Raw genomic sequence first — 15,133 nt, forward strand, 5'->3', positions numbered from 1 at the left:
GACCTGTAAATTAAACAATTAGTGTCAGAAGATCCTTTAAACACTTAAATGAGCATTATGATATCAATAAAAAGAGAAGGAATTATACTAGAGAAAACCGAACTTGCATTTGAAGATGAAGGGGTAATGAATCCGGCTGTTATCAAAAAAGGAGATGCAGTTCATCTTTTTTATCGGGCCGTGAGCCATGGCAATTATTCAACTATAGGTTATTGTAAACTAGAGGGCCCCTTGCGCGTTATCCAGCGAAACACTGTGCCTATAATTACTGCTGAATTTGACTATGAAAGTCACGGATTAGAAGATCCAAGAATAGTAAACATCGAAGAAATATATTATCTCACCTATACCGCTTTTGATGGCGTAAATGCCTTGGGCTGTCTGGCCGTTTCTAAAGATTTAATCCATTTTGAAAAAAAAGGAATAATTGTGCCCACCATTACCTATGCCCAGTTTAATGAATTGACAAACGCTAAAATTTTAAACAACAGCAAATATTTCAGATACAACCAACACAATGGAATGGTCGAACAAGATGGTAAAAGAATACTCATATGGGATAAAAACGTTATTTTCTTTCCCCGGAAAATAAACGGCAAATTCTGTTTTATGCACCGCATTAAACCGGAAATCCAGATTATTGTTGCTGTTACATCACTTGAGGACCTGACAGCTGCGTTCTATAATAATTACTTCATGAATTTTAATGACCATATTTTACTCTCACCAAAATACGATCATGAATCCAGTTATGTAGGCGGCGGATGTCCGCCGATAGAAACACCAAAGGGATGGCTTATTATTTACCATGGGGTCAAGGACAGCATTGATGGATATGTATATTCAGCCTGTGCCGCTTTAGTGGATCTTGATAACCCTCAGATTGAAATAGCACGTCTGCCCTATCCTCTTTTTAGCCCAAAAAAAGATTGGGAATTGGAAGGAGCAGTAAATAATGTGTGTTTCCCCACCGGAACAGTTGTCTTTAGTGATACTTTATATATTTATTATGGTGCCGCAGATGAACAAATAGCCTGCGTATCGGTCAGCTTATCAGGTCTGGTTAATGAATTAATGCTTAATACTAAAAAAAATGATAATTAAGACTCCGCTTCGCAAAAGTATTAGCCTATGGGCAAATAAAAATAATACCATTATTTCAGAGAATCAAAAAGAATTTAAAACTCCTGAAATTTTATTTATCACATCATTTCCTGCCCGGGAATGCGGTATTGCAACCTATTCTGAAGATTTAATTGCTGCTTTAAACAATAAATTTGAGCACTCTTTTAACATAAAGGTCGCTGCTCTGGAATCTATCAATGACAGCTATACTTATGGGGATGCGGTAGATCGAATTCTTAAAACGGACTCCCCTGATTCCTATCTGAAGCTTTCTGAGCACTGCAATACCGATAAAGCAGTAAAACTAATTTTAATACAACATGAATTCGGGCTCTTTAAAAATAATGAGACAGATTTGATTAAATTCTTAAGCGCTTCGATAAAACCTGTTTTAATTGTTCTTCATACTGTTCTGCCTCACCCCAATGGAGATATGAAAAGAAATATTATCGAAATGGATACTCTTATCGACGGATTTATTGTCATGACCCAAAGATCTGCTGCATTGCTGGAGAGTGTTTATGGCATTGACAGGGGAAAAATTACGGTTATTGCCCATGGAACACATTTGGTAAAACATGGTGATAAAGAAATTTTAAAAGAAAAATACGGGCTTTCAGGAAGAAAAATCATCTCTACTTTCGGACTCTTGAGTTCTGGTAAATCGATTGAAACCACGCTGGATGCTTTACCTGTTATCGCAAGCCAAAATCCTGATATTTTATTTCTGATTATTGGCAAAACACACCCATCAGTGATTAGGCAAGAAGGTGAAAAATACAGGGATTTTCTAAAAAAAAGAGTCGAAATCTTAGGGCTGCAGGCACACGTAAAATTCATTAATGCCTATTTGCCTTTAGAGGAATTACTCGAATATCTGCAGCTTACTGATATTTATCTTTTTACTTCCAATGATCCGCATCAGGCTGTAAGCGGCACTTTTTCATATGCTATAAGCTGCGGGTGTCCTATTATATCTACCCCCATTCCGCATGCACTTGAAGTGCTTGAGGATGGAATGGGAGTTATTATAGAATTTGAAAATACGATCCAATTGGCTGAAGAAGTTCTAAGGCTTTTAAAAAATCCACAATTACGTAAAAATATTTCAGCCAATGGTATACACAAAATGGCACCAACGGCATGGGAGAATTCCGCAATTGCACATGCAGGATTATTTAAAAAAATTATAGCCGAAAAAATAGCATTGCATTATAAAATTCCTGAAATAAATCTGAGTCATTTCAAAAATTTAACCACTCCATTTGCCATGATACAATTTTCAGTAATTAACCATCCTGATATCGATACGGGTTATACTTTAGATGACAACGCACGTGCATTGGTAGCCATTTGCCAGCATTATGAATTGAAAAGAGAGCCTGAGGATTTAGAACTCATTGAAAAATATTACAGGTTTATCAAATTTTGTCTGCAGCAAAATGGGAGTTTTTTGAACTATGTCAGCAAAGAGGAAGAATTTACCAAACAAAATAGTGAAAACCTGGAGGATTCTAACGGAAGAGCAATCTGGTCTCTGGGTTTCATGCTGTCTCTTTCGAATATTTTACCTGTCGGATTTACAGCAGATGCTGCAAAGACCATGGATTTAGCTTTACAAAAAGTAAATACAATTTATTCAACAAGGGCAATGGCATTTATAATTAAAGGAGTTTATTATCGCAACAAAAATGCTGTAGATTTTGAAAATATTACACTTATAAAACTGCTTTCGAATCGATTGGTAAAAATGTACAGGCACGAATGTAAATCAAACTGGAAATGGTTTGAAAGCTACCTGACTTATGGCAACAGTATACTGCCAGAAGCACTTCTTTGTGCCTATTTAGCCACGGGCGAATATCAGTATAGGGAAGTTGCCAAAGAATCCTTTGATTTTCTTTTATCCTGTATTTTTACCGAGAATAACATCAAGGTAATATCCAATAAAGGATGGCTTGACTCGAGCAGGCAAAATAAAGAAACCATAGGCGGAGAACAACCTATTGATGTTGCCTATACTATTCTTGCCCTTGAGAGATTCAATACCGTTTTTAAAAATTCATCCTATCTGGAAAAAATAGAAACTGCCTTTACCTGGTTTTTAGGCAACAACCATTTGCACAAGATAATCTATAATCAATGCACCGGAGGATGTTATGATGGCCTGGAAGAAAATTATATTAATCTCAATCAGGGTGCAGAATCTACAGTAAGTTATTTAATGGCCCGTTTAACGATGGAAAAATTTACTGCTAAAAAAGAGGTCCTTTATGAAAATACAAGCAAAATCAAGCTTTCAGAGCCTATTGCCGTAAACATATAAATCATTATCCAAAAATAGTGGCAGGAAAACAAATCTGATCAATCTAATGATTTAAAGATACTTCACTCCCGAGAGCTCTAATTTTGTATTAAATTCATATACTCGTGGCTGACCTGTGGGGATATTTACCTTGACAATGTCAAGCGGATTGATGTTTTCAAGGTACATCATCAGGGATCTTAAACTGTTGCCATGGGCTACTATTAAAACATTTTGACCCATTTTTAATTTTGGTTCTATTTCTGTTTTATAATAAGGGACTACACGGTTGTAGGTATCGAGCAGGCTTTCTCCTCCGGGAGGACATATATCATAACTTCTTCTCCAGATATCCACCTGGGCCAAACCATACTTTTGCGCTGTTTCATCTTTGTTGAGTCCTTGCAAAGTGCCGTACATCCGCTCATTAAAAGCTTTATTTTTTACAATGGGAATCGTCACGTGCATTTCACGCAGGATAATCTGCAGGCTTTCCTGTGCCCTTATAAGCATAGAAGTATAGGCCATATCAAAAACATAACCGATCAGTTTTTGACCTGCCAGCTTCGCCTGTTCTTTTCCCAGGTCAGTGAGCGGAATATCCAGGATTCCTGTAAAACGGTTCTCTAAATTATAAAGAGATTGTCCATGTCTGACAAAGATTAATAGTGCCATTTTTTTTCTTTAAAACCAGTCTCAAAGCTAAGGTAAAAATAGCCTGAAAAAGTGTTCCAGATCACTTATTACAATGTTGATGATCATTTCACTACTGGCTGCTTTGTGTCAAATTTGCTGAACAGATTTGAAAACTAAATCTTATAAAATTTAATCTTTCTAAAATTATAATCATGAAAACAATATTCGCACTTATCGCATTGGCCGCTTTAACAGCTACTATTCTTTTGGATACTATAGGCAGAAGAGTTACACCAACTAAACCAAGTCCTAGACCTTAAACTAGTAATTTATGTGTTTTTCTGCTACAGCAAGTTTCAGTGCCGGGATTGTTCTTACAATTATTGGGGTTTCTTCCATAAAAAAAGTACAGCATCGCTCACAAAGGATGTTTGCCTTAATCCCCTTTATATTTGCCATACAGCAGTTTTCTGAAGGTTTTTTATGGCTGTCCATTCCCAATGAAAAGTGGTCCTACCTGCAAACCGGGATCACTTATTTTTATCTGATTATCGCACAAATAATCTGGCCCGTCTGGGTTCCGGTTGCCATACTGCTGTTGGAAAAAGAAAAAACAAGGAAAAAGACACAAAGACTACTTGTAGCAATTGGAATAGCGGTTTCCCTATACCTTACTTACTGTTTGCTCCATTTTAATATCAGATCTGAGATTGATTGTTATCACATAGCCTATATTCAGACTTATCCGGAACCCTTTCGGGTAATGGGTGGATTGCTTTATATCATCGCTACAATTCTTCCCCCATTCTTTTCGCACATCAGACGCATGTGGTGGTTGGGAGTTATGGTTTTAATATCCTATATCGTTACAACTGTTTTTTATGAAAGTTATCTCGTATCGGTATGGTGCTTTTTTGCTTCTGTCATTAGTTTATCGGTATACCTGATTATGTCAGAAATAAGAATCAGTCATCGTGAAGAAATATACCTAAAAAAAGCCATAGAACAGAACTAAAAAAAATAGTATGAAAGTAGCTGTATTTAGCACCAAATATTACGAAAGAGAATATCTGAACAACTACAATAAGGAAAACAGGCATCAGCTGACATTTTTTGAAATGGCACTAAATACACAAACCGTGTATCTGGTTACTGCTTTTGATGCCGTTTGCATACAGCTTACCGATATTATAGATACGGCTGTTATTGTAAAACTGTCTAAGTCCGGAATAAAACTAATCGCTCTTCGAAGTGCGGGATACGACAATGTAGATATCAAAGCAGCTTTAAAGAGTAAAATTACCATAATGCGAGTTCCTGCTTATTCTCCACAGGCTATTGCCGAGCATGCTGTAGCCCTTATTTTAACGCTGGACCGTAAAACCCACAAAGCCTACAATAGAGTGAGGGAAAATAATTTCTCTTTGCAGAACCTAATGGGTTTTAACCTTGACGGAAAAACTATAGGTGTGGTAGGTACCGGAAAAATTGGTGCCGTATTTTGCAAAATTATGCTGGGTTTTGGATGCAAAATAATAGCCTTTGATCTTATTGAATCCAAAGTCCTGATCCGCAAAGGTGTTCATTATAATACCTTTGACAAACTCCTTGAAAACTCTGATATCATTTCCATACATTGTCCCCTTACTCCAAAGACAAGACACCTTTTTAATAAAAAAGCATTCTCAAAAATGAAACCTGGTATGATGCTCATTAACACTAGCCGGGGTGCGCTCATTAACACATCAGATGCCATAATTGCTCTTAAAAAAAGAATTATTGGTTATCTGGGTATTGATGTTTATGAGGGTGAGGAAAAAATATTTTTCAAGGACTTGTCAGCTGCCGTAATAAAGGATGATCTCATTGAAAGGCTCATGTCTTTTAACAATGTACTGATTACACCTCACCAGGCCTTTTTTACATATGAAGCATTGAGTGAAATAGCGCGTATTACAATCGAAAATTTTTCCAATTTTGAAAATGATGTTCATTTGGAAAATAAAATCAACTAATACATTTCATCACGATATGTAACTACAATCAGTTTTTAGAATGTCGACGATCATTTCTAAATACTACCATTTGGCTCAACTTTGCTTCAATAAATCTATTAGCAAATGAAAACGAACGAAGAATTACAGCGAAAAGTGATAGAAGCCATCAATTGGGAACCCCTGTTATCAGCAGCAGAAATTGGAGTTGCCGCTTTCGATGGAATTGTAACCCTGACAGGTTCGGTAAATAGTTATGCCAAAAAAGAAGAAGCCGAAAGAGCTGCTAAAAATGTATCGGGCGTAAAAGTCGTAGTAGAAAAAATTGAAGTTGTACTAAACGACAAAACTCAAAAATCAGATAACGAAATTGCTGCCGAAATTATAAACGCTTTCAAATGGCATTGGGACATTCCACATGAAAGGGTTCAAGTAAAAGTCGAAAATGGCTGGGTAACCCTTACCGGATCCCTGGAATGGAACTACCAAAAAGAAGAGGCTAAAAAAGCAGTTAGCGTTCTCATTGGCGTCAAGGGGATCATCAATAACATAATGATTATCTCTTTATCCAAAGACCGAATCAACAAAAAAGATATCGAGAATGCTATAGAACGAAACAAAATTATTGGAAATATAGCTATTAAAGTTGAGGTATTGGACAATTCTGTTACTTTAAAAGGGAATGTTGAATCCTGGTTTCAAAAAAATGAAGCAAGCCGCCTGGCATGGAAAGCCCTTGGCGTACTTGAAGTTAAAAACAACTTATATGAAGACCTTGAACAATAGTCTGAAACATTCCCTGCAAAAAAAATATGAATTATGGAAAAAGTAAACATGGACAGTCTGGTCACTGTACTGGCTGAAATAGAAAACCTGGGATTTACATCCCAATTTGAAGTGAACGGAAAAAGTCTGGTTTCACTCAAGACAGATCATCACTTTACGCCTGATCAGATAAAAATAACCCATTTCTATCGTTTTGAAGGCGAATCAAATCCTGAGGACTCTTCGATCATGTATGCCATTGAAACCAATACTGATGAAAAAGGTACTCTTGTGGATGGTTACGGAACTGCAGCTGATCCTGCAACAGCAGATTTTATGTGTAGAGTAAATGACATTCATAAATAACAAATCCTATACTAAAGATGAAAAAACTGAACCCCTCCATTGCTGTCATTTTTGTAATCTCGATAAGTATCATTCTACTTAACCAATATACCCAGTTTCATATCAATGATTACCGGGTACATTTCTTTTTTTTGTTTTTTGCAGCCTCATCACTGGTCATCGCTATTGGACAATTCTTTAAAAAACTCCAAACCAACTGGTCCATTATTTCAGTGTTTTTAACCATTGGAATCCTATGCGGATTAAAAGCTTTTTTTACCTGGGGGGGAGACTGGAAAACACAAACAGTGCTTTACAGCAATATCGGGAATCCGGCTAAAACAATTAATTATCAACTTCGCGGAGACCGATTTGCATTTGGCTACAAAAAACGTGTTGTGGGCATTTACCGTTTAGCACCTTTTATGGAATGGACAACAGATATTGATACCCTTCACTTGGATAAAACAAAATGGAAAAAACTAGATCTGAAGCTTAATGAAATGAAACTAAAATAAGACAATCATCATCTAAAATTGCTGATTTTTTTTAGATAAACCTCCAAACAACGATTTCAGTTTAAAAACAAATACAATGAAAAAATTACTCGTTACTACAGACTTCTCAAATATCTCAAGGGCAGGGATACGATTTGCGATTCAATTTGCCGCTCAGACTCCCTGCGAACTCATATTCTATAGCGTAAACACCAAAACCTTTGAGGATAATATCGACAACTATTATAAAAAAACCACGCAGGATTATAAACTTAAAAAATTCATATTATCCATTTACAAAACAACCAAAAAAGAACCTGGTAAGGTGGAATTTGTAACAGAGAACCATACTCACGTAGATCAGGCCATTATAGCATATGCACAAAAATGCCATGTCGATTTTATTTGTATCAATACCTCCGGCCCAGGGATATTTAATCAATTGATAGGCACTACTGCCACAAAATTGATTACTACTTCCCCTATTCCGCTTTTGGTTATTCCTTATAACTATCGCATGAAGACAATACAGCTTTTATTATACGCCTCAGATCTTGTAAAACTAGGTGTGGAACTGCCTTTTGTTAAAAAATTTGCAGCCCTTTTTGCTGCAGATGTGGCATTGTATCATTACAACGAATTATTGGATCAGGGTAATTTCAAGGAAAATTTCAATAAGATAGCCCAAAACTACCAATCAGATAAAGTCTCTTTTAATTTTAAAAAATTAAATATCGAATATTCCCTGCTCAATCATTTAGAAGTAGATATCAGAACAATAAGACCCTCAATTGTTGTAATGTTTACCAAACAAAACCGCGACTGGTTTGAACGCCATTTTCTTTCGAGTAAAACCAAGGAATTTGGTTTTGACACCCATACTCCTATACTTGTTTTTAGAAAGTAAAAAATAGTTAAATAATGACTACAAACAAATTTAATACAGCTGGTTTAACCACTGCACAAGTACTTGCGGCCAGGAAAAAATACGGCCAAAACGTATCATCGTATAAAAAAACAAACCGTTATACGGCTGCGATGATCCGAATGATCAAGGAACCCATGATGATCCTATTATTGGTTGCATCGAGTATTTATTTTATCAGCGGAAAAACGGCCGATGGTTTCTTTTTAGCCTCAGCAATAGTTTTGATTGCAGCTATTTCATCGTATCAGAATGCGAGAAGCCGTAATGCTTTGGAGCAGTTGAAAAATTTCACCAAACCCAAATGCAAAGTCATAAGAAATGGCGATTCTGTAGAAATAAAAACAGAAGAGATAGTTATTGGTGACAGTCTTTTGGTAGAAGAAGGCGTTTTAATTGCTGCCGATGGAATCATTTTACATTCCAATGACTTTTCTGTTAATGAATCGATCCTTACCGGAGAATCCATGGCCGTCAATAAAGACAAAGAGGCCAAAGACAATACAATTTATCAGGGAACGACTGTTGTAGGCGGATTAGCCATTGCAGCGGTCACTGCCATTGGCACCGAAACCAAACTGGGTAAAATAGGCAAAAGCCTTGAGGGAATAAAAGAAGAAAAAACACCTCTGGAAATTCAGATTGGTAATTTCGTAAAAAAAATGGCTATTGCCGGAGCCGTAGTTTTTTTGATTGTATGGGGAATCAACTACTTTCATTCCTTTAAGATATTCGACAGTCTGCTAAAAGCCCTAACACTTGCCATGAGCATCCTTCCCGAAGAAATCCCGATCGCTTTTACCACCTTTATGGCTATTGGCGCCTGGCGGATGATGAAAGAAGGCATCATTGTCAAACAAATGAAAACCGTCGAAACATTAGGAAGTGCTACGGTGATTTGTATTGATAAAACAGGAACTATTACCGAAAACAAAATGAGTCTGGCTAAGATTTTTTCTTTAAAATCAGAGAAAATTACCGATTTGGAGTCTTCATTATCTGACGATGAGAAAAAGCTAATTAGCCTGTCGATGTGGGCAAGCGAACCCATAGCTTTTGACCCGATGGAAATCGCTCTTCATGAAACCTATGCAGAGATTACTGAAAAAGATCAGAGACCTTATTTTCAATTGGTACATGAGTACCCTTTGTCGGGAAAACCGCCTATGATGACGCATGTTTTTGAAAATAAATCAGGCAGTAAGATCATTGCCGCTAAAGGAGGCGCAGAAGCGTTAATGGAAATATCAGAACTTACCATAAACCAGAAAAAAATAATTCTAAAAGCAATCCAGGAATTATCCCGGGACGGTTACCGAGTTCTGGCAGTGGGCGAAACGCATCAGACTTCTGAGCATTACCCTAAAACACAACAGGAATTTAAATTTGAATTTATTGGACTATTAGCCTTTTATGATCCTCCGAAAAAAAATATTAAACTCGTTTTACAGCATTTTTATAAAGCCGGCATAGACGTAAAGATCATCACCGGTGACAATGCCCTGACTACTTCATCCATCGCAAAACAGATCGGTTTTAAGGGATACGAAAAAAGCATCTCCGGAGATGAGCTGATGAAACTTAACAAAAAAGAACTCAAAAAATGTGTCAGGGATACTACTTTATTCACCCGAATGTTTCCTGAGGCTAAACTCAAAATCATCAATGCCCTGAAATCTAATAAGGAAATTGTTGCCATGACCGGTGATGGTGTAAATGATGGGCCAGCGTTAAAAGCGGCTCATATCGGAATTGCAATGGGTAAAAAAGGAACTGAAATTGCCAAACAGGCAGCTTCACTTATTCTGGTCAATGATGATCTATCAAAAATGGTGCATGCTATTGCCATGGGAAGAAAGATTTATGCTAACATCAAAAAATCAATCCAGTTTATTATTTCAATCCATATACCGATCATATTTACCGTTTTTATTCCACTGGCGCTGGGCTGGCGATATCCAAATATATTTTCTCCCATCCATATTATCTTTTTAGAATTGGTGATGGGTCCCACCTGCTCTATTGTCTATGAGAATGAACCAATGGAAAAAAACACAATGGCACAGCAGCCAAGACCTTTTACTTCAACATTTTTCAATTGGAGGGAACTCTCTACCAGTATTGTTCAGGGATTAGTAATCACTATTGGTACACTATTTACTTATCAATATTCTATCTATAGCGGTTATGACGAGCAGCATACGCGTACTATGGTTTTTATTGTACTGGTAACCGCTAATATCTTTTTGACATTAATGAACCGCTCTTTTTATTATTCCATTTTTACCACTTTACGCTACAAAAATAATTTAGTTCCATTAATTATAAGTATTACCATTTTCATTACCGCAATGCTGCTTTACATCAAACCATTTGCAACATTCTTTGCATTTGAACGCCTTGATCTCCTTTCGCTGTGTATGGCAATTGGAGTTGGTTTTCTGGCTGTGATTTGGTACGAATTAGTTAAAGTATGGAAACGAAATTTCAAAGAATTTAAACCATGATCCTGTCACTCACTACAATGATAAAAAAGCTGCTTGTATTATTTTTAATTTTTACAGGACTATATTTTGCTAAAGATCTTCTGATGCCACTTTGCATCGGTGGTATTTTAGCAACCTTATTTCTGCCTTTGTGCAAATGGATGGAAAGCAAAAAAATGACAAGAAGTATTTCCATATTCTTTTGCCTGCTGACCTTTTTGTCGGTAATTTTTATTCTGATTGCTGTTTTAGGTTTAAAAATTTCGGAGCTTTTAACGGATATAGCTTTTATCAAGCAAAAGTCAATAGAATCTGTAGCCCATCTCCAGAAATACATTTTTAATCATCTAAACATTTCGATAGACGAGCAATTTGAAATCCTTAAAAATGAACAACCCTCCTACTCTAATATCCTGCAGGCAATTTTTGGGTCTGTAGCTTATTGTTTGACCACCTTTATTCTTGTGATGGCCTATTTTTTATTTTTACTGCTTTACAGAGATCATATCAAAAATTTTCTATTGAAAATTACACCCGCAGCGCAAAAGCCAGAAATGAAAAATATACTCTACAGCGCTGCACATATTTCCTATCAATATTTAATAGGCCTCTCCAAGATGATTGGTCTGCTTTGGATTATGTATGGCATTGCCTTTAGCATCATAGGAATTGAAAATGCTGTTTTCTTTGCGGTATTATGTGGTTTGCTTGAAATCGTTCCCTACATAGGCAATATTACAGGAACTATACTGACCGTCATTTTTGCGGCTATTAATGGCGCCCACCCTATAATACTTGCTGGAATTGTACTGAGTTATGGGATCATACAACTTGTTCAAACCTGGTTCTTTGAACCCTTGATTATGGGACCACAAGTAAAAATAAATCCTCTTTTTACCATTATTGCATTGGTACTTGGAGAATTGCTCTGGGGCATACCCGGACTTGTTCTGGCTATTCCCCTTACGGCACTACTCAAAATTGTTTGTGATCATATACCTGCCTTAAAACCATACGGGTTTTTAATAGGTACCATTAAGCCTGTTGTCCATCCTAAAATTATTTGACTTTAAATTGTATGAGACGCCTGTACTTTCTTTCGAGTAAAACAGCATTAAAACGAATCCTGTCATATAAAAGTCCTAAAAGCAAAGCGACAACTCCAATGAGTAAAACATGCAATCCCATATTCGAATAAAAAATGCCGCCAATAATGCCACCAAAAAAGAAAAAGCTAATAATGGTCATTCGTAACTTGATCGATACAAACAGTTTTTTTCGAAAGAGTTCTTCGTGATAAAAAAACAGTTGGGATAATTCGATTCCAAGGTCTGTAAAAAGCCCCGTTAAGTGTGTTGTTCTCACTGTGGCATTGGAAATTTTTGTTACTAAAGAATTTTGCAGCCCCATGGCAAAGAGTAACGTATAGGCTATAAAGTCAGGATTATCTATAATTAAATTCTCCCCAAAGACTGCAATCCCAAATAAAATAGCACTTTCAATTGCTGTTGGAATTATATAACTGTATTTTTCATTTCTTCGCAAAAGAAACTCTACAAGCAGACTGGAGAAAAAAGAACCCAGAAAAAAGAAGAAAATATATAAAAAGTATATAAATCCCTGTTTGAAATTGAGCTTAAAAACCTCATCTACAAAAAAGGCAAAATGTCCTGTAACATTTGTAGTCAGTTTTTGAACTGCCAGAAAACCAGCGACATTGACCAGTCCGGCAACAAACGATAATAAAGAGGCTATTTTTAGATTGTGTCTTAAATTTCTTTTATTTCCGTGATGTTTGAACATTCTCTTTTAGTATTTTACAATCCTTTAATTCCAATTATTCTTTAACTATGCTATTGTTTTAGAAATATTTTGGTTGTATTTTATTTCTGTGACTTGAAACTTTGCGTATGTGTAATCTCCTGCTTTCAATTTCCAGACTACCTGTGCCGAAAAAGGGATTTTCACTCCATTAATTTCTTTATAATTTTCCATTTTGCAAAGCCATGGTTCCCTTTTATTGGTCATGAAGCGTTGGGTTTCCATTGTAACAATTTCACCCACAGTATTAAATGTAACGATAAAATCAAATGAGATTTCTTTATATCGGAATGATAATTTTGCCAAATTTTCATCTATGGCGATCCATGTTACATTCTCTGAAGGAAGTAAATTTGTTGGAAACCAAACGCTTTCGGCCAGCCAGCGCTGCATCTCGCCTTCACTAATTTCGCTGCCTTTGCCGTCAACCACTGTAAAAATATTGAATAATGAAACTTTTAAATTTCCCTTGTCGGCAATGAAACTGTCTCTTGCGGTAAAGATTAGCGTTGAGCCTTTCCATATAAATTGTGGTTTTTGAACAGAAAAATATTGCTCGCCCGTAATATTGATGAACCCACTTTTTAAATTGGTTTTGAATAGACCCTTATGTTTTAATCTAACTGAACTTATATAGGGCATTCCGTCTTTGAGTACATATTTAAAATAACGCTGTACTGGTATGGGCAAGCCATCTAACTGACCTATACTATAAGTTTTATCAGATATATTCAATGCATTTGAGTATAACAGCTTGACCTGATTTTTAAATTTTAAATACATCGTTATTTTTCCCAGAAGTATCACCAGCAGTAATACTCCAATAATGATTAGTAAAAGTATCATTGTTTGCTATTTTTGTTAGGTTGGCAGGTGAAGTTTTTTGTGTAATTATTTCTTGTATACGGCAATAAGGCAACAATAAGCATAGCAATGGCATACAGCATATAAAACATTTGCAACCAACCAACTCCCTGTACAAAAAAGGTTTCCACCTGTATCCAAATAATGAGCGCGAAAGCGATATAAATGCTAAAAGTCCAAGCCCAGTACATGTCTTTAAAAAGATTAAAATGTTCTGCAAACGGAATGAAAGGTCTTTTGAATAAAGCCATTACTATTAAAACTGGGAAAAAGCCTAAAACGGAAAACGGAAAACAGAATAATCCCGGGAATCAGGAAATCAGTGAATGGTGAGTTTTCTAAAATAGATAGCGGCAGTCCTCCAAGAAGTTTCCCTGATGGTGAAATAATTAATGCGCCACCACCAATCATAGCAGTAAGTCCCAAAAATAAGAGAAGTGCACGATGTGTATTTTGCGCTACTTTTTTCATCACGTTATCTCGTTTAACTGTCTTATGTTTTTATTTGTCAATACTTAAATTCCAAAACGCTTAACATTATAAAAACTTTATATCTCACTTATACCTAAGTTCAATATGATTGATTGCAAACTTTAGACAGCATATCAATCAGGCTCCACCACAAGTTCATTATCAACATACCATACCCCAGGAGTATTCCATGCTATCCTTTCTGCTTCTTCTTTCTGAAAAAGTGAACTCACAAAACCGCTAAGGAATATCGTTTTGCCATCAACTCTAACTTTAATATTGTCAATATCCAAAATCCAGCTGCGACTGAGCGCTTTCTCAACAATCTCTTGCCCTAGTTCATTTTTTACTTCCGCTTCAATCTTTATCTTATCAATTACTCCTCTCACTCCTTCCAGATAACGAATAGCGTTATCGGCAGCTTTTCTTTGAAAATTCCAATGTAAAATCCCCTCAAGAGTTACCCAGCCTTGTTCTACTTCAACTCTTAATCTATGATCGGGAACAGCCCAGTTATCCTGTAGTGCCTTGACAACTGAACTGGCAATATCTGTATCATTTTTGCTTGCTGCCGGAGATAAATCAACCTTGACATCATCGACAACTGCCTTTACCCCGGAAATGTGTTTAACGGTCTCCTCAGCTTCCCTTTTTTGAGCATAGTTCTCGATGCTTCCTTCAAGTGTCACAATACCCTCTTGTACGCTAACATCTATTTTATTGGGCTGCAAGAGAGGCTGCCATTTGATAGCCTCAATTACTTCTTTACATAAAACTTCATTACTTTTTTTCATTAGATCTTTTATTTAGGTAATGATCTGTAAAAGTCATTGGTTTACTTCTTACATTCAGTGATCAATAAGCAAAAGTGAAAAAAACAGGTCTAAAAAAAAATGATT

General features: G+C 36.3%; 15 protein-coding genes. 10 read left to right on the forward strand and 5 right to left on the reverse strand.

What is annotated here, in order from left to right; genetic code table 11:
* Positions 1 to 57: 57 nt before the first annotated feature.
* Entirely contained in the window at positions 58 to 1,104 is a 1,047-nt protein-coding gene (locus QLQ94_RS20440; RefSeq protein WP_271337370.1) for a glycoside hydrolase family 130 protein, read from the forward strand.
* Positions 1,094 to 3,451: a glycosyltransferase gene (locus tag QLQ94_RS20445; protein ID WP_271337369.1), complete on the forward strand. Its 2,358-nt coding sequence runs from the start codon at positions 1,094 to 1,096 to the stop codon at positions 3,449 to 3,451. The genes QLQ94_RS20440 and QLQ94_RS20445 overlap by 11 nt, the downstream gene beginning before the upstream one ends.
* A 51-nt stretch (positions 3,452 to 3,502) precedes the next feature.
* On the opposite strand, the gene QLQ94_RS20450 is transcribed toward QLQ94_RS20445, so the two are convergent.
* Complete coding sequence (locus tag QLQ94_RS20450; RefSeq protein WP_271337368.1) at positions 3,503 to 4,105, reverse strand: 2,3-bisphosphoglycerate-dependent phosphoglycerate mutase; 603 nt, start codon at positions 4,103 to 4,105, stop codon at positions 3,503 to 3,505.
* A 292-nt stretch (positions 4,106 to 4,397) separates the two neighbouring features.
* Here QLQ94_RS20450 and QLQ94_RS20455 point away from each other — a divergent pair, with 292 nt between their 5' ends.
* The 8 genes from QLQ94_RS20455 (at position 4,398) to QLQ94_RS20490 (ending at position 12,145) form a co-directional block, all read left to right on the forward strand.
* Positions 4,398 to 5,081, forward strand: coding sequence for a DUF6629 family protein (locus QLQ94_RS20455; protein WP_271337367.1), 684 nt, complete (start codon positions 4,398 to 4,400; stop codon positions 5,079 to 5,081).
* Between the two features lie 10 nt (positions 5,082 to 5,091).
* Entirely contained in the window at positions 5,092 to 6,081 is a 990-nt protein-coding gene (locus QLQ94_RS20460; RefSeq protein WP_482498372.1) for a 2-hydroxyacid dehydrogenase, read from the forward strand.
* A gap of 105 nt (positions 6,082 to 6,186) precedes the next feature.
* The gene (locus QLQ94_RS20465; protein WP_271337365.1) at positions 6,187 to 6,846 is read left to right on the forward strand and encodes a BON domain-containing protein; all 660 of its coding nucleotides are present in this window, start codon (positions 6,187 to 6,189) and stop codon (positions 6,844 to 6,846) included.
* A 33-nt stretch (positions 6,847 to 6,879) separates the two neighbouring features.
* Positions 6,880 to 7,191 carry a hypothetical protein gene (locus QLQ94_RS20470; RefSeq protein WP_271337364.1) on the forward strand — a complete coding sequence of 104 codons (312 nt, stop codon included), beginning with the start codon at positions 6,880 to 6,882 and terminating at the stop codon, positions 7,189 to 7,191.
* Positions 7,192 to 7,208: 17 nt separating this feature from the next.
* Complete coding sequence (locus QLQ94_RS20475) at positions 7,209 to 7,688, forward strand: hypothetical protein (RefSeq protein ID WP_271337363.1); 480 nt, start codon at positions 7,209 to 7,211, stop codon at positions 7,686 to 7,688.
* 76 nt (positions 7,689 to 7,764) lie between these two features.
* Positions 7,765 to 8,574, forward strand: a complete 810-nt coding sequence (locus tag QLQ94_RS20480) for a universal stress protein (RefSeq protein WP_482498374.1) — start codon at positions 7,765 to 7,767, stop codon at positions 8,572 to 8,574.
* Between the two features lie 14 nt (positions 8,575 to 8,588).
* Positions 8,589 to 11,099 (forward strand): cation-translocating P-type ATPase, encoded by a 2,511-nt coding sequence (locus tag QLQ94_RS20485; protein WP_271337361.1) that lies wholly within the window; start codon positions 8,589 to 8,591, stop codon positions 11,097 to 11,099.
* A complete protein-coding gene (locus QLQ94_RS20490; RefSeq protein WP_271337360.1) occupies positions 11,096 to 12,145 on the forward strand; it encodes an AI-2E family transporter in 1,050 nt (349 codons plus the stop codon). Before QLQ94_RS20485 ends, QLQ94_RS20490 begins: the two co-directional genes overlap by 4 nt.
* Here QLQ94_RS20490 and QLQ94_RS20495 read toward each other — a convergent pair.
* The 4 genes from QLQ94_RS20495 to QLQ94_RS20510 form a co-directional block, all read right to left on the reverse strand.
* Positions 12,138 to 12,881, reverse strand: a complete 744-nt coding sequence (locus QLQ94_RS20495; protein WP_271337359.1) for a YoaK family protein — start codon at positions 12,879 to 12,881, stop codon at positions 12,138 to 12,140. The genes QLQ94_RS20490 and QLQ94_RS20495 overlap by 8 nt on opposite strands.
* Before the next feature lie 45 nt (positions 12,882 to 12,926).
* Positions 12,927 to 13,745 (reverse strand): DUF6920 family protein, encoded by an 819-nt coding sequence (locus QLQ94_RS20500; RefSeq protein ID WP_271337358.1) that lies wholly within the window; start codon positions 13,743 to 13,745, stop codon positions 12,927 to 12,929.
* Positions 13,746 to 13,967: 222 nt separating this feature from the next.
* Positions 13,968 to 14,234 (reverse strand): hypothetical protein, encoded by a 267-nt coding sequence (locus tag QLQ94_RS20505; protein WP_482498377.1) that lies wholly within the window; start codon positions 14,232 to 14,234, stop codon positions 13,968 to 13,970.
* Between the two features lie 134 nt (positions 14,235 to 14,368).
* Positions 14,369 to 15,028, reverse strand: a complete 660-nt coding sequence (locus tag QLQ94_RS20510; RefSeq protein WP_271337356.1) for a BON domain-containing protein — start codon at positions 15,026 to 15,028, stop codon at positions 14,369 to 14,371.
* Positions 15,029 to 15,133: the final 105 nt, after the last annotated feature.

The organism is Flavobacterium sp. B114r, assembly GCF_056824125.1.